Raw genomic sequence first — 23522 nt, forward strand, 5'->3', positions numbered from 1 at the left:
GTAATGTATATTGTCGAATTTGTTATTAAACTGGGCCAAGGAAAACCTGATTTTATGTATAATAGAAATTTTTTTTACAGAGAGGAAACTATAAATAACTGAGCGTAGTGATGGAGTAGTGAGCTACTAACAACAAGAGGAGGAAACAGCATGAGTTCTGTAATGTTTGTTGCGGGTTGGGCTTTAACTGGAATTTGCATTGGTGGTTTAATTGTTGTATTTAAATCTAGATTTAAGAAGTAAGAAGTATTATAAATCACGGATTTCATGTGGAAAGGATAGACATAAGTTCCATCACTACGATAGTAACTTCTTATTATAACATAGACACCCTCTGACCTCGAATTGAATACACATAATGTTGAGATAGATGTGAGGAGGTGTCCTGCATGATTAATATTGTGCCTATTGTTATCGAGGGTATAACCGTGACTGGGGTTGAAGTAAAACTCCCCAAAACGACGCTTCTGACCATTAATACTCCTAAAGGATATATTATGTGTGGTGCTCTGGATATTGGTCTATTAAATGAAAGGCTTTCCGATCGCCAGATCATTGCTGGGAGAGCTGTAGGTGTGAAAACACTGCAAGAATTACTGGATGCACCACTTGAATCCGTTACCTATGAGGCAGAGAAGTTGGGTATAACCCCTGGAATATCCGGAAGAGATGCTTTGCAAAAGATGTTCTAAAGAAGCGATATGTAAAAAGACCAATTCGATTGTCGAATTGGTCTTTTTACTTTATTTGTGATTATCTTTGATTTCATTCAGATGAATTATTTTGAAAAAATAGCAGCTAGATTTTCGTTGTAAGGCGCTTGAATAATGCCTTTTTCAGTAATGATGGCCGTTACATATTCATTCGGAGTGACATCGAAGGCAGGGTTAAATACTTTAATATCCTGGGGTGCAGTTCGTTTGCCGAACCCTTCGGTTATTTCTTCTGCCGGTCTTTCTTCAATAGGAATCTCATTGCCTGTCTCAGTGTTTAAATCAATCGTTGAGAGAGGGCAGGCAACATAGAAAGGTATTCCATGCGCTTTGGCGAGTACAGCTACACTGTAGGTACCAATTTTATTACATACATCACCGTTAGCTGCAACACGGTCAGTTCCTACGATAACGGCTTGAATCCACCCTTTAGACATCACCATACCAGCCATATTATCGCAGATTAGGGTAACATCAATACCGGCTTGTTGAAGTTCAAATGCAGTTAACCTTGCACCCTGTAGCACGGGACGAGTCTCATCGGCAAACACTTTTAACTTGATTCCTTGTTCGTGTGCAAGATACATAGGCGCAAGAGCAGTTCCATATTTTGCTGTGGCAAGACCACCTGCATTACAGTGTGTTAGGACGCCCATTCCATCATGGAATAGTGGGAGTGCGTGTTCACCAATCATGCGACATACTTCTTCATCTTCGGATTGAATAGCTTCAGCTTCCGCAAGAAGCGCGTGGTTGAGTTCAAGCAAGTCATGTCCTTCTTCGGTAAGTGTTGTAGCTTTGTTCTTCATTCGATCTAGCGCCCAGAAGAGATTCACAGCAGTTGGTCTTGAAGTCGCTAAATATTTGCAGACTTCAAGGATTTGATCCAACCAGGTCTGGTTGTCGTTGTGATCTTTACCTAGCTGATTCTGTGAAAAACGAAGAGCACCAAGGACCACACCATATGCAGCTGCGATTCCTATTGCCGGAGCACCACGTACCTTCATGGTATGAATAGCATCCCATACCTCTTCGGGGGTATACAGATCAAGCATAATAATAGATTCAGGCAGTAATCTCTGGTCAAGAAGAATTAGTCTGTCATCTCCCCAAGTAAGGGAAGATAAAGGTGCGTTCATTGCATTTGTGGTGGTCATGATGTAGCTCCTTGTCTAGAAGTTGGATTTGTATCTTGTACAATACGTAGCAATTCTTCAATAGAAGAGATATGCCGGTGATTAAGAATGAGTTGTTTCCCGATGGCTAGTGCTTTGCGTTGTGCCACCTCTTTCAAATCCACACTTACGATTGTATCAATATCGGCAACGTGAGCCAAGCCTACAATGCGGCGTATTATTTTACACCCTGCAAATCCTACTGTATCTTGTAGTACACGCGTAATATATAAATCTTGATATCCAGGTGTACGAGCCATAAGATCTTGTACATCTTTATTCCATAATGCTCGGAAGCTAGATTCAAATTGTTTCCAGACATTCGCCACAGTGAGTAGAAGTTGTGCTTCTTTCTCCTGAACTGCGAGCTCTGAATCATTCCAACCGGGCTGTGCTACATAATTGAGTATAAGATTAGCAATAACGGCTCCAATATCGAACCCCATCGGACCATAATATGCAAATTCAGGGTCAATCACTTTAGTGGATGTCTGGGTAACAAAGATACTACCCGTATGTAAATCCCCGTGTAACAATGCTTGAGATTGGGTTAGAAACTTTTCTCTTAATAAAGCTACTTCTAAATGAAGGTCTAGATTATCACGTAAACTCTGCGCTTCATCTTCAATAGTAACAGGATAATTGTTATTGTCTGAAATATGGTAGGGATCCTCAAAGATTAGGTCTTCTGTAATTTTACATAAATCCGGATTGATGAATTTTTTGGATTGTTCTTTTTTATCCACAGGGTTTAAGGCTAGATCAGATGTGTAAAAAAGTGTATTGGCTAAGAATTCTCCAATATGCTCAGCAAACAAAGGATACTGCTCACCATTGATCAGGCCTTGTCGCATAATGACATGATCACTAAGGTCTTCCATGACGGTGAGTGCGAGCTCTTCATCATAAGCGTAGACAATAGGAACGTGTCCAAGGGAGAGATTATGCTGAATTTGAAGCGCTTCTCGTTCTATTCTTGCTCTATCCAATGAAAGGGGCCAAGATTCTCCTACGACTTTTGCATAAGGAAGGGCTTGCTTGACAATGATACTCTTAGCAGTGTTTTGGTCACTAATATGAAACACTAAGTTAAGATTTCCGTCACCGATTTCACGGCACACGAGATTGGATTCTTCTGAGAAGAAGTTAGGGATTTCTTTGACATATGCAATAGCTTCTTCGTTACTAAAAGGATGATATGTGGACAAAGGATTCACCTCCGGTAAAATATAAAGAATGTTATCCCTACTCGTTAACTAGGTATAATTTAGTATAACGGAAATAAGACATATTTTGTACACTTAATTTGAGAGAAATGTGACCTTTGATGTTTCATCACATAGGTAGAATGGGTAAAGTATAAATAAGCAAGCGAGTAACATAGACCGATGATGGAACTAAGAAATGATATCCAAATTTAATAACTCGCTTATCTTTTTATAGGCAGTCTTGTATCACATATTACTGAAAAGGATGGGATTTATCATGGCAAAATCAACTTCAACTACACAAAAGACTACATTAGAGCAGGTTCTGAATCAACAAGTTGCGAATTTGAATGTATTGTATGTGAAAGTGCATAACTACCATTGGTATGTGCGCGGAGATAAATTCTTTACATTACATGTGAAATTCGAAGAATTATATAATGATATTACTTTAAAAATGGATGAGGTTGCTGAACGTCTTCTAACCATTAAGGGAAGTCCAGTTGCAACAATGAAAGAATTTCTCGATATTACTACAATTCAAGAAGCTGATGGTAAAGAGGATGCAAGTAAGATGGTACAAAATCTGATCGAAGATTTTGCTACAGTGGCAGAAGAACTTGAAGAAGGCATTGATCTTGCAGAAAATGCTCATGACCATGTTACTGGAGACATCTTGATTACGATTAAAGGCGATTTCGAGAAACATATGTGGATGCTTCGTTCTTTACAGGGTTAATCCAATAGTTAGATACGAACGACCTATTAAGGTGGGCTTGGCTGAAATCCTTCAGCCAGGCCCATTTTCCTTATGAATATATTTTGCAATAATGTGACAAATGTCATAGCGAAAAATGTATATAGGCTTGATTTTAAATAACTTTAGTATAAAATTAATGAGAATCATTGAGAATCAGACGGATTTAGTTTAGAATAAGTATAAACAACTTAAAACATGCTTGAAATTGGAGAGAGACTCTATTTCAAATATAGCTTTCACTTTAAAGCAAATAATCAAAATAGCGGAGGGAATAATAAACATGACTACAAATTTCGTCATTGAAGGACTTAAAGCATCAATCGAAGGTAAAGAAATACTGAAAGGCATTAACTTGAAAATGAAAGGTGGAGAAATCCACGCAATCATGGGACCAAACGGAACAGGTAAGAGCACTTTGGCTTCTGCTTTGATGGGACATCCTAAGTATGAAGTAACAGCAGGTTCAGTATTGTTGAATGATGAAGAAGTACTTGAAATGGCTGTTGATGAACGTGCTCGTTCAGGACTATTCTTGGGTATGCAGTATCCAAGTGAAATCAGCGGTGTTACTAATTCCGATTTCCTTCGTTCTGCAATTAACGCACGCCGTGAAGAAGGAAGCGAAATTTCTCTAATTAGATTCATTCGTCAAATGGAAGCGAAGATGAAAGAGCTTGATATGAACCCTGAGTTCCTACATCGTTATCTTAACGAGGGTTTCTCCGGTGGAGAAAAGAAACGTAATGAAATTCTACAAATGATGATGTTAGATCCTAAAATTGTTATTTTAGATGAAATAGATTCCGGGTTGGACATTGATGCACTTAAAATTGTAGCAAATGGTGTCAACGCTATGAGAAGTGAAGATCGTGGTTTCCTTATTATTACCCATTATCAACGCCTATTGGACTACGTTAAGCCTGATTTCGTTCACGTTATGATGCAAGGTAGAATCGTGAAGTCTGGTGGACCTGAGTTGGCTCAACGTCTAGAAGCTGAAGGTTACGACTGGGTTAAAGAAGAATTAGGTATTGAAGACGAAACTGTAGGTCAAGCGTAAATATAACGGGAGGAGGACAAAGATATGACAACACAAACCATTCTTCCGGTTAATACCGAAAGTTTACAAGCAACTTCGTTACGAAATAATGAACCGAATTGGTTAACGGAACTTCGCCTTGAGGCGTTAGAACTAGCAAGCCAATTGGAACTTCCTCGACTTGAGAAGACGAGAATAGATCGTTGGAATACGCAATCTTATGGAGCTTATCAAGAAAGTACTGTGATTGATTCTTTAGAGAATCTTCCAGTGTCTGTCCAAGGATTGATTAAGGATGAAGCTTTGGAAGGAAGCCTAATTGTTCAGCATAATTCTGGTGTGGTCTATACTCATCTTTCATCTGAATTAGCTAAACAAGGCGTTATTTTCATGGATCTTCATACAGCTGCAAGTGAACACGGAGATTTAGTGAAGAGTTACTTGCATAAGGCAATTGAGAAAGGCGAGAACGCCATTACTGCACTTCATGCTGCACTATGGAATGGTGGCGTCTTCTTATATGTACCTAAGAACGTGGAAGTTACTTTACCACTTCAAGCTATTTTCCTAACAGATGAGGAACAATCAACATTTGCTCCACATATACTGATCATTGCAGATACTAACAGTTCTGTAACGTATGTTGATAATTATGTATCTGGTGAGATTGAGGGTAATGTTGTTCATAATGGTTCTGTTGAAGTATTTGTAAAAGCTGGAGCTAAGGTTCGTTATGCTACGGTTCATCAATTTGGCAATGAAGTAACTGATTTAAGTTACCGTCGTGCTGTCGTAGAGAACGATGGTGTCATTGAGTGGATCGTTGGTGAGATGAATGACGGGAATACAATGAGCGATACAAGTTCTATTCTCAAAGGTAACGGAGCATCGACAGATGCTAAGGTAATTGCTGTTGGATCTGGCGCACAGAAGCTTAACTACACAACAAGAGCGCAGCATTTCGGTAAGAATACACCTAGCCAAATGATTACACGTGCTGTATTACGTGAACAATCTACAGCGATTATCAATGGTATTACGAAAATTGAACATGGTGCTTCCAAAGCAGACGGACAGCAGACTGAAAAAGTGTTGATGCTAAGTCCGAAAGCACGTGGAGACGCTAACCCAATTCTTCTAATTGATGAAGATGATGTTACCGCAGGACATGCTGCATCTGTTGGACAAGTGAATGCAGAACAAGTCTATTACCTAATGTCACGTGGTATTTCCCGTACAGAGGCTGAAGCTTTGATTATTTACGGATTCTTGGCTCCAGTTGTATCTCAAATTCCACTTGAAGGTTTACGGACGCAACTTCAAGCATTGGTTGAAAGGAAGTTGGGACGATGAACCTTGACGTGCGGGAGCAATTCCCTATTTTGCAGCAGGAGATCAATGGACATCCATTAGTATATTTGGATAGCGCAGCTACTTCTCAGAAGCCTCGTGTGGTTCTTGATGCACTGCAGCATTATTATCAATGGGACAATGCGAACGTGCATCGTGGAGTGCATACGCTCGGTAGCCGTGCTACAGATGCATATGAAGGTGCTCGCGAAAAGGTGGCCCGTTTCATTAATGCCAAAAGTACACAAGAGATTATCTTCACTCGAGGGACTACATCGGCTTTAAATTTGGTTGCTTCATCGTATGCACGCGCTGTATGTGTTGAAGGTGACGAAATCGTGATTACACCAATGGAACATCATAGCAATCTCATTCCGTGGCAGCAGGTAGCTAAAGCTACCGGTGCTACGCTCAAATATATTACTTTGCAAACAGATGGATCGGTGGATCTGGCTGAAGTAGAAAAAGCTGTAACAGCTCAGACTAAAATCGTAGCCATTGCACATGTATCTAATGTTATGGGAGTCGTGAATCCCGTTAAACAGATTGCTGAAATTGCTCATCGCAATGGTGCTATTCTTGTAGTGGATGGCGCTCAGAGCACGCCACATATGAAGGTGGATGTTCAAGATTTAGATAGTGATTTCTATGCTTTCTCTTCTCACAAAATGTGTGGTCCAACCGGAATTGGAGTACTTTACGGCAAGAAGGCACTGCTGGAGTCTATGGATCCGGTTGAATTTGGAGGAGAAATGATTGATGAAGTAGGCCTCTACGAATCAACATGGAAAGAACTACCGTGGAAGTTTGAAGGCGGAACGCCTATCATTGCGGGTGCTGTCGGATTAGGTGCTGCTATTGATTTCCTTAATGACATCGGCATGGATAACGTTGAACGTCATGAAATTGAATTAGCAGCATACGCTATGGATAGCTTGTCAGAGGTCAAGGGGATAACAATATATGGCCCTCGTACGCGTGAAGTGGGACTTGTCACCTTTAATCTAGGTGAAGTTCATCCTCATGACGTGGCTACCGTACTTGATGCAAGTGGCATAGCCGTAAGAGCGGGACATCATTGTTGTCAGCCCCTCATGCGATGGTTGAATGTTAATTCAACGGTTCGTGCGAGCTTCTACTTGTACAATACCAAAAATGACGTTGATCGTCTTATAAGTGCCTTAATCCAGACAAAGGAGTATTTTGGCGATGCAACTTGATGATTTATACCGGCAAGTAATCATGGATCATTATAAAAACCCACGTAATAAGGGGAAGTTTGAAGAAGGCGCTATAACGGTGGATTTGAACAATCCTACGTGTGGCGATAAAATCTCACTTCAGCTTAAGGTCAATAATGGTGTCGTTGAAGATGCAAGATATACGGGAGATGGATGCTCGATCAGTATGTCCTCTGCCTCCATGATGACGGCAGCAGTTAAAGGTAAGACACTGGAAGAAGCTAAGGAAATGATTGCACGTTTCTCACAGCTCATGCTTGGGAATGACGTTCAATTTGATGAATATGAAGATATTGAAGCCTTATCTGGAGTAAATAAGTTCCCTGCACGTATTAAATGCGCAACGCTCTCTTGGAATGCACTACGGAAAGTGATTGATGAGGAACAGTTCAACAAATAATGATAGGGAGTTGAAATACATGGCTAAGAAATCACCAGAGTTAGAAGAGTATAAATATGGATTTCGCGATGAACATGAGTCCATTTTTAAGACAGGAAAAGGTTTAACGCCCGAGATCGTTAGAGAAATTTCTCGTATTAAGGACGAACCAGAATGGATGCTTGAATTCCGTCTGAAGGCGTTGGAACAATTCGAGAAAATGCCTATGCCTAATTTCGGTGGGAATATGGATGATTTGGATTTCAATGAAATTCAATATTTCGTAAGAGCTTCCGACAAACAAGGGAAAACATGGGAGGAAGTTCCTTCCGAAATCAAGGAAACTTTCGATAAGCTTGGGATTCCTGAAGCTGAGCAGAAGTTCCTTGCTGGGGTATCTGCACAGTATGAGTCAGAAGTTGTATATCATAGTATGCAGAAGGATCTTGAAGATCAAGGCGTTATATTCATGGACATGGATACGGCACTTAGAGAGCATCCGGAAATTGTTAAGGAATATATCAGTACTGTTATTCCAACAACGGATAACAAATTCTCAGCCTTGAACAGTGCAGTTTGGTCCGGAGGAAGCTTTATCTATGTACCTAAGGGTGTTAAATGTGAGTTGCCTCTACAAGCATACTTCCGCATTAACTCCGAGAACATGGGACAATTCGAACGTACGTTGATCATCGCTGATGAAGATAGCCATGTTCATTACGTGGAAGGCTGTACAGCGCCTGTATATAGTACGAACTCACTACACAGTGCAGTTGTTGAGATCATTTGTAAGAAGAACGCACGCGTGCGTTATACAACGATTCAGAACTGGGCACCGAACATTTATAACCTAGTTACAAAACGTGCTGTAGCAGAAGAAAATGCAACAATGGAATGGGTAGATGGTAACATCGGTTCCAAACTTACGATGAAATATCCTTCTGTCGTTCTTAAGGGCCGTGGAGCAAAAGGAATGGTATTGTCCATTGCAATTGCAGGTAAAGGTCAACATCAGGATGCTGGAGCTAAAATGATTCATTTAGCACCAGACACAACATCTACGATTGTATCTAAGTCCATCAGTAAACATGGTGGTAAGGTAACCTATCGTGGTCTGGCTTCCTTCGGACGCCAAGCAGAAGGGGCTAAATCTAACATCAAGTGTGATACATTGATCTTAGATAACGAATCCACTTCAGATACGATTCCTTATAATGAGATCATGAATGACAACATCACACTTGAGCATGAAGCTACTGTATCTAAGGTATCAGAAGATCAACTCTTCTACCTAATGAGCCGTGGTCTTACAGATGCAGAAGCAACTCAAATGATCGTTATGGGCTTCATTGAACCGTTCACTAAAGAACTTCCAATGGAGTATGCAGTAGAAATGAACCGTCTCATCAAGTTCGAGATGGAAGGTTCTATTGGTTAACCCTTGTCTTACCGTATCTTAAGTAACATGTAAAAACATGTCTCGGTTATCTTCTACACTTTGGTGTTCAAGAAGCTCAGACATGTTTTTTTATATCTGGTCAAAAGTAGATTAACTTTATGTGAAGACAACGGATGTCTGAAATAGAGACGTTTCTTTAAAATAACAGGTCAAGAGGGTTATCCTCGACCTGTTATTTTTAGGTTTTAGTCGAATGGAATAAACACACTTTTAAGCACATCTTTTATTGTTCAGAACGAAAGCGATAACAGAGATTCATATTTAGGAATTGTTCCTTTTGAAATGGTTTCTGGAAATTGTATTTACTCACAGTAGCGCAGCGATTCACACCATCTATTTTCCCCCTACAGAAAAGGGTGTCCCTAGTCAAATCGTTAAAGATCTATGGATGCCCTTTATTGACTCTCAATCCATCAAAGGAAACGCACAAGCAGGAATAGATTATAAGAATAGAATATATGACCAGATTGGTAGTTGATTGGAAGGAAAAGGAGAGAGGATAGCGATGAACCCATTTGAATCATTTAGACTCATGAGTCCATTCGGCATGCGGATAGATCCAATTAATAAAGTACCCAAGTTTCACAGAGGCGTTGATCTTGTAACTACACCATCTTCGGGCCCACTATACGCATTTGTAGCAGGAGAAGTCATTCATGCTAAAGAAGGAGTGAAAGGCTCAGGATTTGGAGGCTATGGTTTCGTGGTAGCAATTAAGGACGACAAGGGGTATCTGCATTGTTATGCTCATTTATCTAAGGCTATGGTTCAGGTTGCGGATAAGGTACTTAGAGGGGATAAGGTGGGGCTTCAAGGAAGTACAGGGATAAGTACAGGTGCTCATCTCCATTACGAGATACGTAAGGCATGTTCGCCTTCATTTGGTTTCACAAGTACGGAGATTGGAGTAGTTGAACCTACGAAGTACTTGCAAGATTATTACGCGAAAGAGGGGCTAGCTAGAGTGGAAATAAAGGATGCGAATGCAATCATTGAAAAGTATCTCAAGCCAGCGTGGGGAACAGCTAAGACTCGTGAAGAGAAGAAGGAGATTGGTCGATTAGCTGATGAACTGCGGGTAGCTTCAGGACAGGAGAGACAGAATGTATGAGTATAGCAAAAACAGACTACCTTGTATAAGGTAGCCTGTTTTTGCTATACTACATAAATAATTTTTCAATAGATAAATTTCGTTCGGTGGAAAGGTCTAGAAATGTAGACTCGATCTGGATGAGCGGACGAAATGAATCTATAGGGTTTGTCATGACGATTGTTCCTATCTGACCATCGGATAAGAGGACGTTTTTTCCAATGAAGTTTGGAAGCATATGTCTAATAAAGACTTGTGTAGGTTTGGCATTCAATTTACCGAAGCTTAAGCTGTATATCTCACGAAGAACGGTTAATAATTCTTGTTTGGATTGATACACACGATTCGTTGTCATCGCGCTAAACACATCCGCTACTGCTGTGATTTGTGAAAATGGATGAATATTATGTACATGTAATCTAAGGGGATATCCACTGCCATCGTCGCGTTCATGATGTTGTAGAGCAACTAACGCGCATGCTTCATCAATAGAAGAACTACGAATGATTTCATAACCATAAGTGGTGTGTAGCTTCATTTCTTCAAATTCTTCCTGCGTTAATTTAGTGGGTTTGTTAAGTAGTTCCCGAGGGATTCTACATTTACCTATATCCTGTAAATAACCTGCTTTGCCAGCTGCATAGGCATCCTTCTTCGCGTATCCAAGCCAAGTGGCAATATAATAAGATAACATCCCAACTTGCATAGAGTGCTGATAAGTATAATCATCAGTGAAGTCATTCGCTAACAATAAAGATACAACATCTGATTGGTCTGATAATTCATCAACTAGAGGATGGAAGATGTCGTCAACCATACTACTGTTTATTTTCCCTGTACTGATAGCTTCCATAAATATATTCTCGAATCCATCAATAGCATTTGCTAAATGAGGTGTAGCTTTGGATAGAGACTCCTGGTTCTTAGTTGATACATTGTTAGTCGTAGTAAGAGACTCGACATCCACATAATCAACGCCATGCTGAATCAGTTTATTTATTTCAGTCATTCCTAATTCAGCATATTTCTTTAAGACGTGAAGGCCTTTATCATTAAAAGTATCCGCTTGCAAAATATCTCCTGGTTTTAAATCAGTTACATGAACTCTCAAGAGGAAGCACCTCACTTAATATTTGTAAATAAATATATCATAACAAGAAGAAATTGGATATACGCTATTAACGTGAGAGGGGGTCCCAAGTTTCTTGTTGGTCAACCCCCTTCCATTTGTGTCCATCATCCCAAATCTCCTTTTTCCAAATAGGAACAGATTGTTTTAAGTTTTCAATGGCATATCGACTTGCCTCATAGCAAATATCTCGATGTGCTGAAGAAATGGCAATGATCACACTGACTTCTTGGATATCAACCTTTCCGATTCGATGTGAGATGGCACAAATCGTACCTGGCCAACGTATGTTCAATTCGGTTCCAATTTTTTCTAAATAGGTTAATGCCATTGGGATATAGGCTTCATATTCTAAATGTACGGTTCGCTTGTCTCCAGTCATTTCTCTAGTGGTTCCGACGAAGGAGAGCGTAGCGCCATGATTATTGTTTAGTACTTTGGAATATACTTCTTCAATAGATAGCGATTCGTCCGTGATGACATACATGCCATCTGAACTTCTTTCTACGAGTGATTTGTGTCCATCTCCTCCAGATACCGGTGGGATAAGAGCGACTTCATCGTTCACTGTAATCATCATTTCACCAGTAGCATATTCTTCATTAACAGCAAAGAAGGATACTGAAATTTGGGATGATGCCTCAGGATAAGTAGAAGAAAGTAAAACTTTTAATTGATCCACGCTGATGGGCAACTGATCTATTGAGAAATCGAGTACAGTAGTATTTAATAGTTCAGCTATTCCAGCAAAAAGTCTAATTTTTATTATCATATTTATGCACCTCGTATTATGTCGGTTTTCCCCTTCAATATACCACAATCATTAAGGAAATGTTATGATTAAGCGTAAGCATTAAGAGGAAGCAAACGGGTGGGCAGTCTTGAAATAGATTTGATTGAATTAGGAAGAATAGAGAAAGGGGGGACAATCATCATGATACAGATTCAGAAAGAAAGACTAACCATTCTACATACCAATGATATTCATAGTCATTTTGAAATGGTAAGTTCCATCGCTGGATTGATAACCACAGAAAAAAATCTTGCTTCAGACAGTCCCCTTCTTCTGTTGGATATAGGTGATCATATGGATCGCATGTCAGTAGAGACAGAAGGTAGTGTTGGGCTAGTGAATACGGATATCATTAATTTAACGAACTACGACGCGATTACGATAGGTAACAATGAGGGTCTTACTTTCACACCTGAAATGTTAGAGAGAGCTTATAGCGGATTGTTGTGTCCCGTCGTGTGCTGCAATATTCGTGAATTAGCTAGTGGTCATTGTCCGAGTTGGATGAAGGAACATACGATCATAACTAAAGGAAATATCAATATAGGAATGATTGGCGTAACCGCACCATTTGATGAATTCTACAGACTTCTTGGATGGGAGGCTATTGATCCTGAAATCGCAATAAAGGAACAGATTGCTATCCTAAGACCACAAGTTGATATTCTTATTCTTTTATCTCACTTAGGTCTACCAACAGATCGTGAACTCGCGACAAACGTAGATGGGATAGATCTAATTCTGGGTGGACATACACATCACTTACTCGAAGAGCCAATACACATCGGTAATACGAGTATTTGTGGTGCGGGTAAGTTTGGACAATTTGTAGGCAAAGTGGTTATGGAGCGTGATGTTGATGGGAGATTCAAAGTGGTATGGGGAGGGTGTTTACCTGTAGATCCGATGCAAAAGGATGACAGGATTACTACAGCTTTGGAGATTCATCGTAATCAAGCCGAAAAGGTGTTACAACGTACAATAACGCTAACAGATCATGCTTTATTACTGAATGAAGAGGGGCAGGAGTCTCCTTTTGGTAACATGATGGCACAATCGTTACGTCAATTCACAAAGACTGAAATTGCTATGGTTAATACGGGGCAATTGCTAGGATCTCTCCCGGAGGGAAATATCACAGTAGGCATGTTACATCAATTATGTCCGTCACCCATTAATCCTTGTATTCTTAAGTTAAAAGGTAGTGATATTCGATATACGTTAGAACAAAGTCTATTGTCTGAGTATAAGGAAAAGAAGATTTTTGGGTATGGATTTCGAGGGAAGGTATTAGGGAGTATAGCACTTGATGGAGCAGAGGTATTGTACGACAGTACCCGAATCCCTTATGATAGGGTGATAAGCGTTAGTATCAATGGTATTCCTTTATGTGATGATCAAGAGTATGTGGTAGGTACCATTGATATGTTCACTTTTGGAATAGGTTATGAAAGAATTGCAAAGGGTACGGATAGAACATTTATTCTACCAGAATTTCTGAGGGACTTGTTAAGCATTGAACTTCAACGTCCGGGTAGTCTCGAGGATTGTCATGAGATAAGATGGCACTCTGTAGTCTAAGTTATCAGGATTTCAACATAGAATAGGTTATTTAGAACAGAAACATTTAGGAGGATATAATGGATACGATTACAGCAATTATTCTTGGAATTGTGGAAGGTATTACAGAATTCATACCGGTATCTTCTACGGGGCACATGATCTTAACGTCCAAAGCAATGGGATTTGATGATCAAACAGATATTATGAAAACCTTTGAAATTGTTATTCAATTAGGGGCTATCCTTGCAATTGCTATTGTGTATTGGCGCCGAATATTGGGGTTGCTCGGAATTAAACGGAATAATAAATCAACCCTTGTTGGAACTACATCAAAGAAAGGGCTTGACCTTATCCATGTGATATTGGGGATTGCTCCTGCACTTATTGTCGCTTTTTTTGCGAGAGATTTTATTAAAAGTTTGTTTAGTGCAAACACCGTAGTATGGGCATTAGTAGCAGGTGGTATATTTATGATCTTTGCAGAATGGTTTAACAAATCCAAGTCAAATGTAACAGCGCATGAATTAGATGACATGACTTACAAGCAAGCGTTGTTAATCGGATTATATCAGATTATATCTGTTCTATGGCCAGGATTTTCACGTTCTGGTTCTACCATTTCTGGAGGGATGTTAAGCGGTGTTAGTTATAAAGCATCCGCAGATTTCTCCTTTTTGATCGCTATTCCCATTATGTGTGCTGCATCGGGTTATGAATTACTCGATTCATACCGATATTTTAATAGTGAGACTATAGGCGTATTTGCAATAGGGTTTCTCGTAGCATTTGTAGTTGCGTATTTCGTAGTACTGGCCTTTATGAAACATATACAGCGAATTAGACTTACTCACTTTGCAATCTATCGATTTGTACTTGCCGCTGTATTCTGGATATTTATACTAAACTAATCGCATCCAAGCATATTGTTCTCGATTAGGAGATCATTGTAACGGATTTGATGTATCATGACATTATTCATCCATGTAGGAGGATATACTTTGCGACTAGTACCTGTGCAGAAGCTTAAAGAAGGCATGAAATTAGGCAAGAAAATATATAGTGCTGATGGCGTTACACTATTGGCAGTAGGCGTGGAATTAACGAATAATCTGATTCGTAGATTAATGGGAATTGGGATCGATTATGTATATATTCAAGATGTATTAACAGAGGATATTGTTATTCCTGAGGTCTTACACGAAGAAACACGGCGCAAAGCCCTACGTACTATTCAATCAAGTTTTCAAAAAATATCGGAATCGTCAATAACCTCACGAGGGATTGGTGGGTACCGTCATTTGGGCAGAGACTTCTCTGTTGTAATGCAGTCCATTCTAGATGATCTGAATAGCCAAGAAGTGACGATGATCATGCTTATGGATATGAACCAAACCGATCATTATTTGTACAGGCATTCGTTAAATGTATGTATATATACATTAATTCTTGGTGCTGCAAGTGGCTTATCTCACGAACAGCTTAAAGTGCTTGGCATAGGATCACTTCTACATGATATTGGTAAGACTCAGATTCCACTTGAGGTATTACTAAAGCCTGAAAGACTGGATGACAAGGAATTCGAACAAATTAAGTCTCATACGGAATTAGGTTTTAAAATACTGAAAGGTGAACCTGACATTCCTTTACTTGCAGCCCACTGTGCGTTACAGCATCATGAAAGGCTGAATGGTACAGGGTATCCACGAGGGCTGAAAGGTTCTGAAATTCATGAGTTTGCTCAATGGTTAGGAATGGCTGATTCATATGATGCGATGACTTCTCATCGTGTGTATAAGAAAGCGATGCTACCACATCAAGCCATGGAGATCCTGTATGGGGGTTCGGGTACTATGTTTGATCAGAAGAAGCTACAAGTATTTCGTGATAAGGTCGCCATTTATCCACCGGGTATGAGTGTTAAGCTTAGTTCGGGAGAGACCGGAGTGGTGTGTAGAATAGATCCAAGTATCCCTCAACGTCCTGTAGTTCGTGTTCTGACTAACGAATTTGGTGAAGTACTAAAAGCACCTTATGATATGGATTTGACGCAACAGTTGTCCATCGTCATTACACAAGTTGAAGGATTAGACACATTTGGCGAAACAACGATTTTATAAGAATTCCATGAAACAACGACATTATGAAAAGCTAATGTGATTGTGGGCACAAAGATGTGCTACTATCGCTAAAGCCGTCGTTGTATCATGGTTTTTTTTGACGATGTATACGGCTACTTTTGGTGGTAGGTATGATTATGATGAGCATTGGGATAATAATATATTTGAATGGTTAACAAGAAATGTATTATCAAGAAAAATGATTTAATACCCTCTTCGTGATATGATATATAGTAAACGTTTGGGCTTATTATATAGTTGGTTAATAAAGGGAACAGGGTGGATAATATGATTACAGAAGAAAATGCAAGATCTACGAACATGCAACAAATATCACCAGGGTATGATCAATGGGAACCTATAAATTCACTTCGCAAGTATGGACAGCATGTCCTGACTAGCGTAGAAATGACAGTTACTCATCTCTGTAATATGCGATGTGAACATTGTGCAGTGGGAGATATGCTTGTTATGAAAGAACCTGAATCTCTTTCATTGGATCTAATGCTCAAAAGATTGGACCAAGTAGAACATTTGGAAACGATAAGTATGACGGGTGGAGAACCTCTATTTCGTAAGCAAACTGTAGATGAAGTCATCGTTCCTTTGCTGAAATATGCGAAAGAACGTGGAATCAAATCACAGATGAACTCTAATTTGACGATGGGTATGGATCGCTATGAGAAGCTTCTTCCTTACCTAGATGTTATGCATATGTCGTTCAATTACTTGAACGGAGATGATTTTCATGAGGTAGGATTTGCAAACAGTGGACGTCCCGTAAGTAAGGAAGCGGCTTATCGTCTATATGACACGATGATTGAGAATACGCGTAAACTTACCGATGCTGGCATGTACATCTCAGCCGAATCCATGATTAATTATCGAACACATACGAAGCTAGATGAGATTCATCAATTGATTGTAGATATGGGCTGTCAACGTCATGAAGTTCATCCTATGTATCCATCAAACTTTGCTTCAAACCTTCCGGTATTATCCTTAGAAGATATGCGCAAATCTATATATGGCTTACTTGATTCACGTGATGAGTCTGTGTGGATGTTGTTCGGCACACTTCCGTTTTATGCCTGTAGTGATCGGGAGGAAGATTTGAAGTTGCTTCGTCGATTAAAGGAATCAAAGAATGTCACAGTTCGAAATGACCCCGATGGTCGTAACCGAGTGAATGTGAATTTATTTTCTGGGGATGTTTATGTGACAGATTTTGCAGATATTCCTCCGTTTGGGAACATTAAGAATGAATCACTTGAAGATATTTTCAATCAATGGACGAATGGTCATCCGCTGAACCAAAAAGTGAATTGTCATTGTGATGCTGTAGGATGTTGTGGTCCAAACCTTCTCGTAGCAGATATGTATTATAAAGACGTGGACTTTAAATTAAGAACCGCAAACCGTTTATAGAAAAGAGGCGTTCGTATTGCATACAGAGTTTGCAATCGGGGAACTTACAATAAATATAACTCTAGTATTGCTGCTTGTATTGTTGAATGGCGTATTTGTCGCGGCTGAATTTTCACTTGTGAAAATACGTCAAACACGTATTACGCAATTGGTCAGTGAAGGGAATAAGTTGGCTGGATTTGCGCTGAAAGTTAACAATAAGCTGGATTCTTATCTATCAGCAACACAATTTGGAATCACACTTACTTCTCTGGCACTTGGTTGGCTCGGTGAGCCAGCTATTTCGGACCTTCTTGTTGAACCAATCATGTTTAAGTTAGGTATTACGGATCCAACGCTGATTACAACGGTTGGTGTTGTAATTGGTTTCAGTTTGATTACCTTCTTACATATTGTATTAGGAGAACTAGCTCCGAAGTCCATAGCGCTTCAAAGAACAGAAGGAACAGTACTTGCCCTTTCTGCTCCGTTGATCTTTTTTTACAAAATATTTTTCCCGTTTATTTGGGTATTGAATGCTTCAGCAAATGCCTTACTTCGGCTGATAGGCATTCAACCAGCCAGTGAGGCAGAAGGGGCACATTCTGAGGAAGAAATCCGTTTATTAATGAATCAGAGCGCTCGTAGTGGTGTGATTGACAAAGAAGAAATGAAACTTATGGACAATATTTTTGAATTCTCAGATCTGTTAGCGCGGGAGGTTATGTTACCTCGAACAGATATGGTTTGCTTATATGTGAATTTACCTCTTGAAGACAACATAAAGATAATTAATGAGACCAAGCATTCTCGTTACCCTGTTGCATTAGAAGATAAAGATCAGATTCTTGGTTTTATTCATATTACGGATCTTCTACTTGCGAACAAGGAACAACAAGAGGATCTTACATCCATGCTTCGGCCGATATTAAATGTGCCTGAATCCATGGAGATCAGCCAAGTCCTCCGCCTAATGCAGAAGAAGCATGCCCAGCTTACACTTGTTGTAGATGAGTATGGCGGAACGGCTGGACTCCTAACAGCGGAAGAAATCCTAGAGGAAATCGTTGGAGATTTATATGATGAATTCGAGGATGATGAACGCGAGAATGTGGAAATCGATGGCGATATTATCTCTGTAAAGGGGAGAATGCTTATTGAGGATGTGAATGATCTCACTGGTGTTTTGATTGAGGATAATGAAGTCGACTCCATCGGAGGATGGTTGTTCAAAGAACTAGAGGGAAGTCCTGCCAAAGGCGATCATGTGCAGATCGGTAATTTCATATTTCAGGTAGAGGAAGCGACTAAATTGCGTATTACTAGGGTCATGATTATACGAGCAGACACCGTGAGGCAAACAGAGCAGGATGATCTCTAAAGGATGTGAGGAATGTCTGGGAAGCAGTTAATATTCATTGCGCTAAGTCTTCTATTCATTTATGGTCTCTTTACGATCGGTTCGCCATTTCTTCTCGCAGCATTAGTAGCTATATTCATTGAGCCGGGTAATGTGTTTCTAATGCAACGGTTGAAGCTAAACCGAATTACGGCATCCACCATCACTTGTACTCTATTTCTACTCTTGATTTTATTGTTAGTCTATATTTTGGGACTTCAAGTGTTTACTCAACTCGTCGAGTATTGGAAGAACGCACCTAGTTATTTCTCAAGTGCTAATGATTTTATTCAAGACGCGATGATTCAGGCAGAAGGGTTATTTGACCGTCTTCAGCCTGATGTGGCAACGAGTTTACAACAGTTTCTATCTAATTTGACTTCGTATGTTCAATCTATAGTAAATACGGTTTCATCTTCATTTCTGTCTTTTGCTAAAGGGATACCGGATATGTTTATATTCTTCATTGTTTTTTGTGTGGCTGTGTATTTGTTTAGTTTCAGTCTCGATACGATGCGTTATAGCGTTCTATCTTTCTTTGAAGAAAAGTCACAGAGCCAAGTGAATGAAGTGATCCTTAGTCTCAAAAGGTCAATCTTCGGATTTCTAAGTGCCCAGCTTATCTTAAGTATCTCGACATATGTCGTTACGCTCTTAGGTCTGCTAATCTTGGGGGTATCTTATCCATTAGCTGTCGCACTATTAGTCACTGTCGTCGATCTGCTACCTATTCTTGGTGTAGGTTCGGTTCTAATCCCTTGGGCCATATATCTAATGATTGTTGGGAATACCTATACAGCGCTAGGATTAGTGATCCTCTTTATTGTAATCACGGTATGGCGTCGTGTTCTTGAACCTAAAATTATAGGTGATGCTGTTGGTATCGGAGCGCTGCCTGCTCTTATTAGCATGTATATTGGTTTCAAATTAGTTGGAGTTATCGGTTTCTTTATTGGGCCGTTGGTCATTATTATTTATGTAGCCATGCGTAAAGCGGGCTTATTCCATATCAAAATTAAGTTTTGAATGAATTTACTAAACGGGATGATTTAGCCAAGTGGGATATGGCTGGATCATCCCGTTATCTTTAAGCTCCTTTTGGTTAAAGCTGATTTATTGGCCAAGCCAAGGAGTTTTTTTGTCTTATTTTAGTTCATTTTCTGGGCTGACGACATATGCTTATTACAAAGACGCATGTTGCGCTAGGTATTATGATTCTTAAGGAGGAGACTTTTGTTGAACTCACAGATACGAAGTTATACACCTTTTATTGGTCCTTTTGATCCCTGTCCGCCACTACTCTGTAGGACTTATGTGGTACCACCTAATCAATTCATTCAATTCCAGCCATTGGGTTGGCCACAGTATAGTCTTTCCGAAGCTTTAAGACGGGGAACACTTTGGCCAGCACTATACAGTCCATATACTGCTAGACAATCGCAAGGGGGGACTTCTTGATGGAGTTTACACAGTGCGATGAACAGTATTATGAATGGCTGGAACAACTTCAAACTGTAGATTTTGCTCTTGTAGAACTCAATTTATTTCTAGATACTCATCCTGATGATCTTAAAAGCATCCAACAGTATAACCAGCTTAGTCAAGAAAGAATGCGACTTGCGCATCAGTTCCAGGAAGTATACGGACCTCTTATGAATTTTGGTCATGCTTTTTCAAGGTTTCCATGGCAATGGTCACAATCCCCTTGGCCTTGGCAAGTCTAGAATCTAACGGAGGTGAGGTTAGTTCATGTGGGTGTATGAGAAGAAGTTACAATATCCTGTAAGGGTTAGTAAGTGTGATCCTCAAATGGCTAGGTATTTGGCAGAACAGTATGGTGGTGCTGATGGAGAGTTGGCTGCTGCGCTACGTTACTTAAATCAGCGGTATACGATACCTGATAAGGTTATTGGACTTCTTACGGATATCGGGACGGAAGAATTCGCTCATCTTGAGATGATCGCGACCATGATTTACAAACTAACCAAAGATGCTTCAGTTGAACAACTGAAGGCTGCGGGGCTTGGTCCCCATTACGCCGCCCATGACAGTGCGCTATTCTATGAGAATGCAAGTGGGGTTCCATTCACAGCTGCATACATTCAAGCCAAGGGAGACCCTCTCGCTGATTTGTATGAGGACATAGCTGCTGAGGAGAAAGCACGGGCTACATACCAGTGGCTGATCGATATGACAGATGATGTGGATCTACAGGACAGTTTGAAGTTCCTGCGTGAGCGGGAGATCGTGCATGCGCTACGCTTCAAAGAAGCCGTGGAGATGATCAAGGATGATCGTCAGGAGCAGAAGGTGTTTTAATTAGTAAATCAATGCAAAAAAGGGCTTTATCCTTAGGATTTCCTAAAGGATAGAGCCCTTTTTATCATGATTACGAGCCACTATTTCAATAATTTCTTGAGTAATTTTATTTTGTTCCCATAAGGAGGGAAAACAACGTTAATACTTAACTTTGTACTTTTCTTAATAATACTTTTATTGTGAGAGAAGAGCTCAAAGCTACTTCTTCCGTGATAAGCACCTATACCTGAATTCCCTACGCCTCCGAAAGGGAGATGGACACTAGCGGCATGTGAGAGGGTATCATTAATACATCCGCCTCCAAAGGAGACACGTCTCAGCACTTCATTCTCAGTATCCTTATCCTCTGTAAATAAATATACAGCCAATGGTTTCGGACGACTATGAATGATCTGAATGGCTTCTTCAAGCTCATGGTACGCCATGATAGGTAGAATGGGTCCGAAAATCTCATCTTGCATACAAGCATCAGCTCGCGATCCAACAGCTAATAGGGTAGGCTCTATATAAAGGTCCTCCTTGACTGCATGACCACCATATAGAACTTGAGCACGATCCTTTTCCAAAATAGTAGCGAGTCTTTCATATTGCCGTTCATTGACAATGCGTCCATAGTCTTTACTTTGTTTGGCATCTGTTCCGTAAAAGTCTATTATGACAGTTTTCATGGTCTCAATCAGTTCTTCTTTAATCTCTGCATGAGCGATGACATAGTCAGGTGCTATACATGTCTGTCCTGTATTTAAGAGTTTTCCCCATATAATACGTTTGGCGGCTAGCTTAATATTTGCTGTTCGATCTACAATTACAGGGCTTTTTCCACCAAGTTCAAGCGTGACAGGAACGAGATTCTTGGCTGCAGCCTCCATGACTATCTTCCCTACAGGTACACTTCCCGTAAAAAAGATATAATCAAAAGGTGCATGAATCAGGATCGATGTTGTTTCACGTTCGCCTTCAATCACTCGAATGTAGGATTCTTCGAATGTTTCCTTTATGATAGTAGTAATGATAGCTGATACGGTAGGTGTATTCTCTGAAGGTTTGAGCACGGCGCAGTTACCAGCAGCGATAGCACCGACGAGTGGTTCAATGACTAATTGGAAAGGATAGTTAAAGGGACCTATAATTAATACGGTTCCATAGGGTTCCTGTAGGATAAAACTTTTAGATGGATATTGGTGAATGGGTGTTTTTACTTTTCGTGGCTTCATCCATTGTTTCAAATGTTTCATCATATATCCGATATTATCTAACGTCAGACCGATTTCCGTAGCGTAGGATTCAAATTCACTTTTTCCTAAATCTTGATATAGGGCTGACATAATCTGTTGTTCATTGCGCTTTATGGCCTCTTTTAACTTCGTTAATTGTTGTATCCGAAATTGAAAGTCATATGTTCGGCCACTGAAAAAGTACTGATGATGTTCTTGTAATATTTCCTCCATACGTGAGGTTGTTAAATATTCCATAGACGGGACTCCTCCTGTTTAAACCTATGTTTGAATAGTACTATTTACTTTGTAGTAAGTCCATAATGTAGCTTCATAGAAATTATATGTATGTTAAGAAAATAAAAACATGAAGGGTAGACATGACTTATGAATAATAGGAAGCTTGAATTATCAAAGACTCTCATGATCTCCATTGTATGTGCTATTAGTTTTGGTCTGATTGCTGTATTTGTTAGTAACACCAAGATTAAGAATTTTGATAATACTATGATCAATCTGATTCAGGGTCTCGAATCGCCTCAATTAACTACAATCATGAAGTTGTTCACGATGATTGGTAATGGGTTCTCCATAGCGATAATTACGTTCGTAGTTATGTTTATACTTTACATATTTTTAGGTCACCGTACCGAACTTGTTTTTCTAGTGTGTGTAGTGATTGGTTCTTCGTTGTTGAATACGTTATTGAAGTTAATATTTAAGCGTGCTCGACCAGACATTAACCGCATCGCTGAAGCTCATGGTTATAGCTTTCCTAGTGGGCATTCTATGGCTGCATTCACGTTGTATGGCGTTATTGCCTTTTTATTATGGAAACATGTCCCGACCGCAGTTGGGCGGGTTACGATCATTATTCTAAGTTCACTATTTATTACACTCATTGGTGTAAGTCGCATTTATTTAGGAGTTCATTATCCAAGTGACATCTTGGGAGGATACTTAATGAGTGCCTGTTGGTTAACAGGTTCGATATGGATTTATCAACGTTATTTAGAACGTTCGAAACGTATAAGGTCTACTCACGAATGAGTAGGCTTTTCTTATTATGTAAGGGTGATTATATTGTTTGTTAATAATAGGCAAATAATCTATGATTAGAATATTAGTCAAAGCATGTTGCTTTAATTCAATATAACGATGTTATTC

24 protein-coding genes are annotated in these 23522 nt (G+C 39.8%); 19 read left to right on the forward strand and 5 right to left on the reverse strand.

The window, feature by feature from the left end; translation table 11 throughout:
- The first annotated feature begins 389 nt into the window (after positions 1-389).
- On the forward strand, positions 390-692 hold the full coding sequence (locus PBAT_RS16495; protein WP_068651000.1) for a YunC family protein: 303 nt from the start codon (positions 390-392) through the stop codon (positions 690-692).
- 86 nt (positions 693-778) lie between these two features.
- On the opposite strand, the gene mtnA is transcribed toward PBAT_RS16495, so the two are convergent.
- Together mtnA and mtnK are read right to left on the reverse strand one after the other, a co-directional pair.
- Positions 779-1870 (reverse strand): S-methyl-5-thioribose-1-phosphate isomerase, encoded by a 1092-nt coding sequence (gene mtnA, locus PBAT_RS16500; RefSeq protein WP_068651001.1) that lies wholly within the window; start codon positions 1868-1870, stop codon positions 779-781.
- Positions 1867-3096 (reverse strand): S-methyl-5-thioribose kinase, encoded by a 1230-nt coding sequence (gene mtnK, locus PBAT_RS16505; RefSeq protein ID WP_068651002.1) that lies wholly within the window; start codon positions 3094-3096, stop codon positions 1867-1869. Before mtnK ends, mtnA begins: the two co-directional genes overlap by 4 nt.
- A 277-nt stretch (positions 3097-3373) precedes the next feature.
- On the opposite strand from mtnK, the gene PBAT_RS16510 reads away from it, so the two are divergent.
- The 8 genes from PBAT_RS16510 to PBAT_RS16545 all read left to right on the forward strand — a co-directional run bounded on the left by PBAT_RS16510 (position 3374) and on the right by PBAT_RS16545 (position 10435).
- Entirely contained in the window at positions 3374-3835 is a 462-nt protein-coding gene (locus PBAT_RS16510) for a Dps family protein (RefSeq protein WP_068651003.1), read from the forward strand.
- A gap of 301 nt (positions 3836-4136) precedes the next feature.
- The gene (gene sufC, locus PBAT_RS16515; protein ID WP_068651004.1) at positions 4137-4916 is read left to right on the forward strand and encodes a Fe-S cluster assembly ATPase SufC; all 780 of its coding nucleotides are present in this window, start codon (positions 4137-4139) and stop codon (positions 4914-4916) included.
- A gap of 24 nt (positions 4917-4940) precedes the next feature.
- On the forward strand, positions 4941-6248 hold the full coding sequence (gene sufD / locus PBAT_RS16520) for a Fe-S cluster assembly protein SufD (RefSeq protein WP_068651005.1): 1308 nt from the start codon (positions 4941-4943) through the stop codon (positions 6246-6248).
- The gene (locus PBAT_RS16525; protein ID WP_068651006.1) at positions 6245-7465 is read left to right on the forward strand and encodes a cysteine desulfurase; all 1221 of its coding nucleotides are present in this window, start codon (positions 6245-6247) and stop codon (positions 7463-7465) included. Before sufD ends, PBAT_RS16525 begins: the two co-directional genes overlap by 4 nt.
- Complete coding sequence (sufU, locus tag PBAT_RS16530; protein ID WP_068651007.1) at positions 7455-7886, forward strand: Fe-S cluster assembly sulfur transfer protein SufU; 432 nt, start codon at positions 7455-7457, stop codon at positions 7884-7886. Before PBAT_RS16525 ends, sufU begins: the two co-directional genes overlap by 11 nt.
- 19 nt (positions 7887-7905) lie before the next feature.
- The gene (gene sufB, locus PBAT_RS16535) at positions 7906-9303 is read left to right on the forward strand and encodes a Fe-S cluster assembly protein SufB (RefSeq protein WP_068651008.1); all 1398 of its coding nucleotides are present in this window, start codon (positions 7906-7908) and stop codon (positions 9301-9303) included.
- Positions 9304-9601: 298 nt separating this feature from the next.
- Positions 9602-9802 (forward strand): hypothetical protein, encoded by a 201-nt coding sequence (locus PBAT_RS16540; RefSeq protein WP_068651009.1) that lies wholly within the window; start codon positions 9602-9604, stop codon positions 9800-9802.
- Positions 9803-9829: 27 nt separating this feature from the next.
- Positions 9830-10435: a M23 family metallopeptidase gene (locus tag PBAT_RS16545; protein WP_068651010.1), complete on the forward strand. Its 606-nt coding sequence runs from the start codon at positions 9830-9832 to the stop codon at positions 10433-10435.
- Positions 10436-10484: 49 nt separating this feature from the next.
- Here the strand turns inward: PBAT_RS16545 and PBAT_RS16550 are convergent, their stop codons facing one another.
- Both PBAT_RS16550 and PBAT_RS16555 read right to left on the reverse strand, forming a co-directional pair.
- Positions 10485-11525: an HD-GYP domain-containing protein gene (locus tag PBAT_RS16550; protein WP_068651011.1), complete on the reverse strand. Its 1041-nt coding sequence runs from the start codon at positions 11523-11525 to the stop codon at positions 10485-10487.
- 67 nt (positions 11526-11592) lie between these two features.
- Positions 11593-12315, reverse strand: a complete 723-nt coding sequence (locus PBAT_RS16555; protein WP_068651012.1) for a molybdenum cofactor biosynthesis protein MoaE — start codon at positions 12313-12315, stop codon at positions 11593-11595.
- Positions 12316-12477: 162 nt separating this feature from the next.
- Here PBAT_RS16555 and PBAT_RS16560 point away from each other — a divergent pair, with 162 nt between their 5' ends.
- The 9 genes from PBAT_RS16560 to PBAT_RS16600 all read left to right on the forward strand — a co-directional run bounded on the left by PBAT_RS16560 (position 12478) and on the right by PBAT_RS16600 (position 21141).
- Positions 12478-13917, forward strand: coding sequence for a bifunctional metallophosphatase/5'-nucleotidase (locus tag PBAT_RS16560; RefSeq protein ID WP_068651234.1), 1440 nt, complete (start codon positions 12478-12480; stop codon positions 13915-13917).
- A 59-nt stretch (positions 13918-13976) separates the two neighbouring features.
- Positions 13977-14807, forward strand: a complete 831-nt coding sequence (locus tag PBAT_RS16565) for an undecaprenyl-diphosphate phosphatase (RefSeq protein ID WP_068651013.1) — start codon at positions 13977-13979, stop codon at positions 14805-14807.
- A gap of 90 nt (positions 14808-14897) precedes the next feature.
- Positions 14898-16016, forward strand: coding sequence for an HD-GYP domain-containing protein (locus PBAT_RS16570; protein WP_068651014.1), 1119 nt, complete (start codon positions 14898-14900; stop codon positions 16014-16016).
- A gap of 288 nt (positions 16017-16304) precedes the next feature.
- The gene (yfkAB, locus tag PBAT_RS16575; RefSeq protein WP_068651015.1) at positions 16305-17444 is read left to right on the forward strand and encodes a radical SAM/CxCxxxxC motif protein YfkAB; all 1140 of its coding nucleotides are present in this window, start codon (positions 16305-16307) and stop codon (positions 17442-17444) included.
- 16 nt (positions 17445-17460) lie between these two features.
- Complete coding sequence (locus PBAT_RS16580; RefSeq protein WP_068651016.1) at positions 17461-18804, forward strand: hemolysin family protein; 1344 nt, start codon at positions 17461-17463, stop codon at positions 18802-18804.
- A gap of 12 nt (positions 18805-18816) precedes the next feature.
- The gene (gene ytvI, locus PBAT_RS16585; protein ID WP_068651017.1) at positions 18817-19848 is read left to right on the forward strand and encodes a sporulation integral membrane protein YtvI; all 1032 of its coding nucleotides are present in this window, start codon (positions 18817-18819) and stop codon (positions 19846-19848) included.
- Positions 19849-20058: 210 nt separating this feature from the next.
- Entirely contained in the window at positions 20059-20280 is a 222-nt protein-coding gene (locus PBAT_RS16590; protein ID WP_068651018.1) for a spore coat associated protein CotJA, read from the forward strand.
- The gene (locus PBAT_RS16595; RefSeq protein WP_068597784.1) at positions 20280-20546 is read left to right on the forward strand and encodes a spore coat protein CotJB; all 267 of its coding nucleotides are present in this window, start codon (positions 20280-20282) and stop codon (positions 20544-20546) included. The genes PBAT_RS16590 and PBAT_RS16595 overlap by 1 nt, the downstream gene beginning before the upstream one ends.
- 25 nt (positions 20547-20571) lie before the next feature.
- The gene (locus PBAT_RS16600) at positions 20572-21141 is read left to right on the forward strand and encodes a manganese catalase family protein (protein WP_068651019.1); all 570 of its coding nucleotides are present in this window, start codon (positions 20572-20574) and stop codon (positions 21139-21141) included.
- A gap of 80 nt (positions 21142-21221) precedes the next feature.
- Here PBAT_RS16600 and PBAT_RS16605 read toward each other — a convergent pair whose 3' ends face one another.
- Entirely contained in the window at positions 21222-22613 is a 1392-nt protein-coding gene (locus tag PBAT_RS16605; RefSeq protein WP_068651020.1) for an aldehyde dehydrogenase, read from the reverse strand.
- A gap of 129 nt (positions 22614-22742) precedes the next feature.
- On the opposite strand from PBAT_RS16605, the gene PBAT_RS16610 reads away from it, so the two are divergent.
- Complete coding sequence (locus PBAT_RS16610; RefSeq protein WP_068651021.1) at positions 22743-23405, forward strand: phosphatase PAP2 family protein; 663 nt, start codon at positions 22743-22745, stop codon at positions 23403-23405.
- Positions 23406-23522 lie beyond the last annotated feature (117 nt).

Source organism: Paenibacillus antarcticus (genome assembly GCF_001637225.1).
In the GTDB taxonomy this organism is placed as follows: domain Bacteria; phylum Bacillota; class Bacilli; order Paenibacillales; family Paenibacillaceae; genus Paenibacillus_AQ; species Paenibacillus_AQ antarcticus.

What these genes read in the sequence shown, in the direction of transcription:
- PBAT_RS16495 (WP_068651000.1), top strand. Translation starts at nt 390, where the DNA reads ATGATTAATATTGTGCCTATTGTTATCGAGGGTATAACCGTGACTGGG.
- mtnA (WP_068651001.1), bottom strand. Translation starts at nt 1,870, where the DNA reads ATGACCACCACAAATGCAATGAACGCACCTTTATCTTCCCTTACTTGG.
- PBAT_RS16510 (WP_068651003.1), top strand. Translation starts at nt 3,374, where the DNA reads ATGGCAAAATCAACTTCAACTACACAAAAGACTACATTAGAGCAGGTT.
- sufC (WP_068651004.1), top strand. Translation starts at nt 4,137, where the DNA reads ATGACTACAAATTTCGTCATTGAAGGACTTAAAGCATCAATCGAAGGT.
- sufD (WP_068651005.1), top strand. Translation starts at nt 4,941, where the DNA reads ATGACAACACAAACCATTCTTCCGGTTAATACCGAAAGTTTACAAGCA.
- PBAT_RS16525 (WP_068651006.1), top strand. Translation starts at nt 6,245, where the DNA reads ATGAACCTTGACGTGCGGGAGCAATTCCCTATTTTGCAGCAGGAGATC.
- sufU (WP_068651007.1), top strand. Translation starts at nt 7,455, where the DNA reads ATGCAACTTGATGATTTATACCGGCAAGTAATCATGGATCATTATAAA.
- sufB (WP_068651008.1), top strand. Translation starts at nt 7,906, where the DNA reads ATGGCTAAGAAATCACCAGAGTTAGAAGAGTATAAATATGGATTTCGC.
- PBAT_RS16545 (WP_068651010.1), top strand. Translation starts at nt 9,830, where the DNA reads ATGAACCCATTTGAATCATTTAGACTCATGAGTCCATTCGGCATGCGG.
- PBAT_RS16555 (WP_068651012.1), bottom strand. Translation starts at nt 12,315, where the DNA reads ATGATAATAAAAATTAGACTTTTTGCTGGAATAGCTGAACTATTAAAT.
- PBAT_RS16560 (WP_068651234.1), top strand. Translation starts at nt 12,478, where the DNA reads ATGATACAGATTCAGAAAGAAAGACTAACCATTCTACATACCAATGAT.
- PBAT_RS16565 (WP_068651013.1), top strand. Translation starts at nt 13,977, where the DNA reads ATGGATACGATTACAGCAATTATTCTTGGAATTGTGGAAGGTATTACA.
- yfkAB (WP_068651015.1), top strand. Translation starts at nt 16,305, where the DNA reads ATGATTACAGAAGAAAATGCAAGATCTACGAACATGCAACAAATATCA.
- ytvI (WP_068651017.1), top strand. Translation starts at nt 18,817, where the DNA reads ATGTCTGGGAAGCAGTTAATATTCATTGCGCTAAGTCTTCTATTCATT.
- PBAT_RS16595 (WP_068597784.1), top strand. Translation starts at nt 20,280, where the DNA reads ATGGAGTTTACACAGTGCGATGAACAGTATTATGAATGGCTGGAACAA.
- PBAT_RS16600 (WP_068651019.1), top strand. Translation starts at nt 20,572, where the DNA reads ATGTGGGTGTATGAGAAGAAGTTACAATATCCTGTAAGGGTTAGTAAG.
- PBAT_RS16605 (WP_068651020.1), bottom strand. Translation starts at nt 22,613, where the DNA reads ATGGAATATTTAACAACCTCACGTATGGAGGAAATATTACAAGAACAT.
- PBAT_RS16610 (WP_068651021.1), top strand. Translation starts at nt 22,743, where the DNA reads ATGAATAATAGGAAGCTTGAATTATCAAAGACTCTCATGATCTCCATT.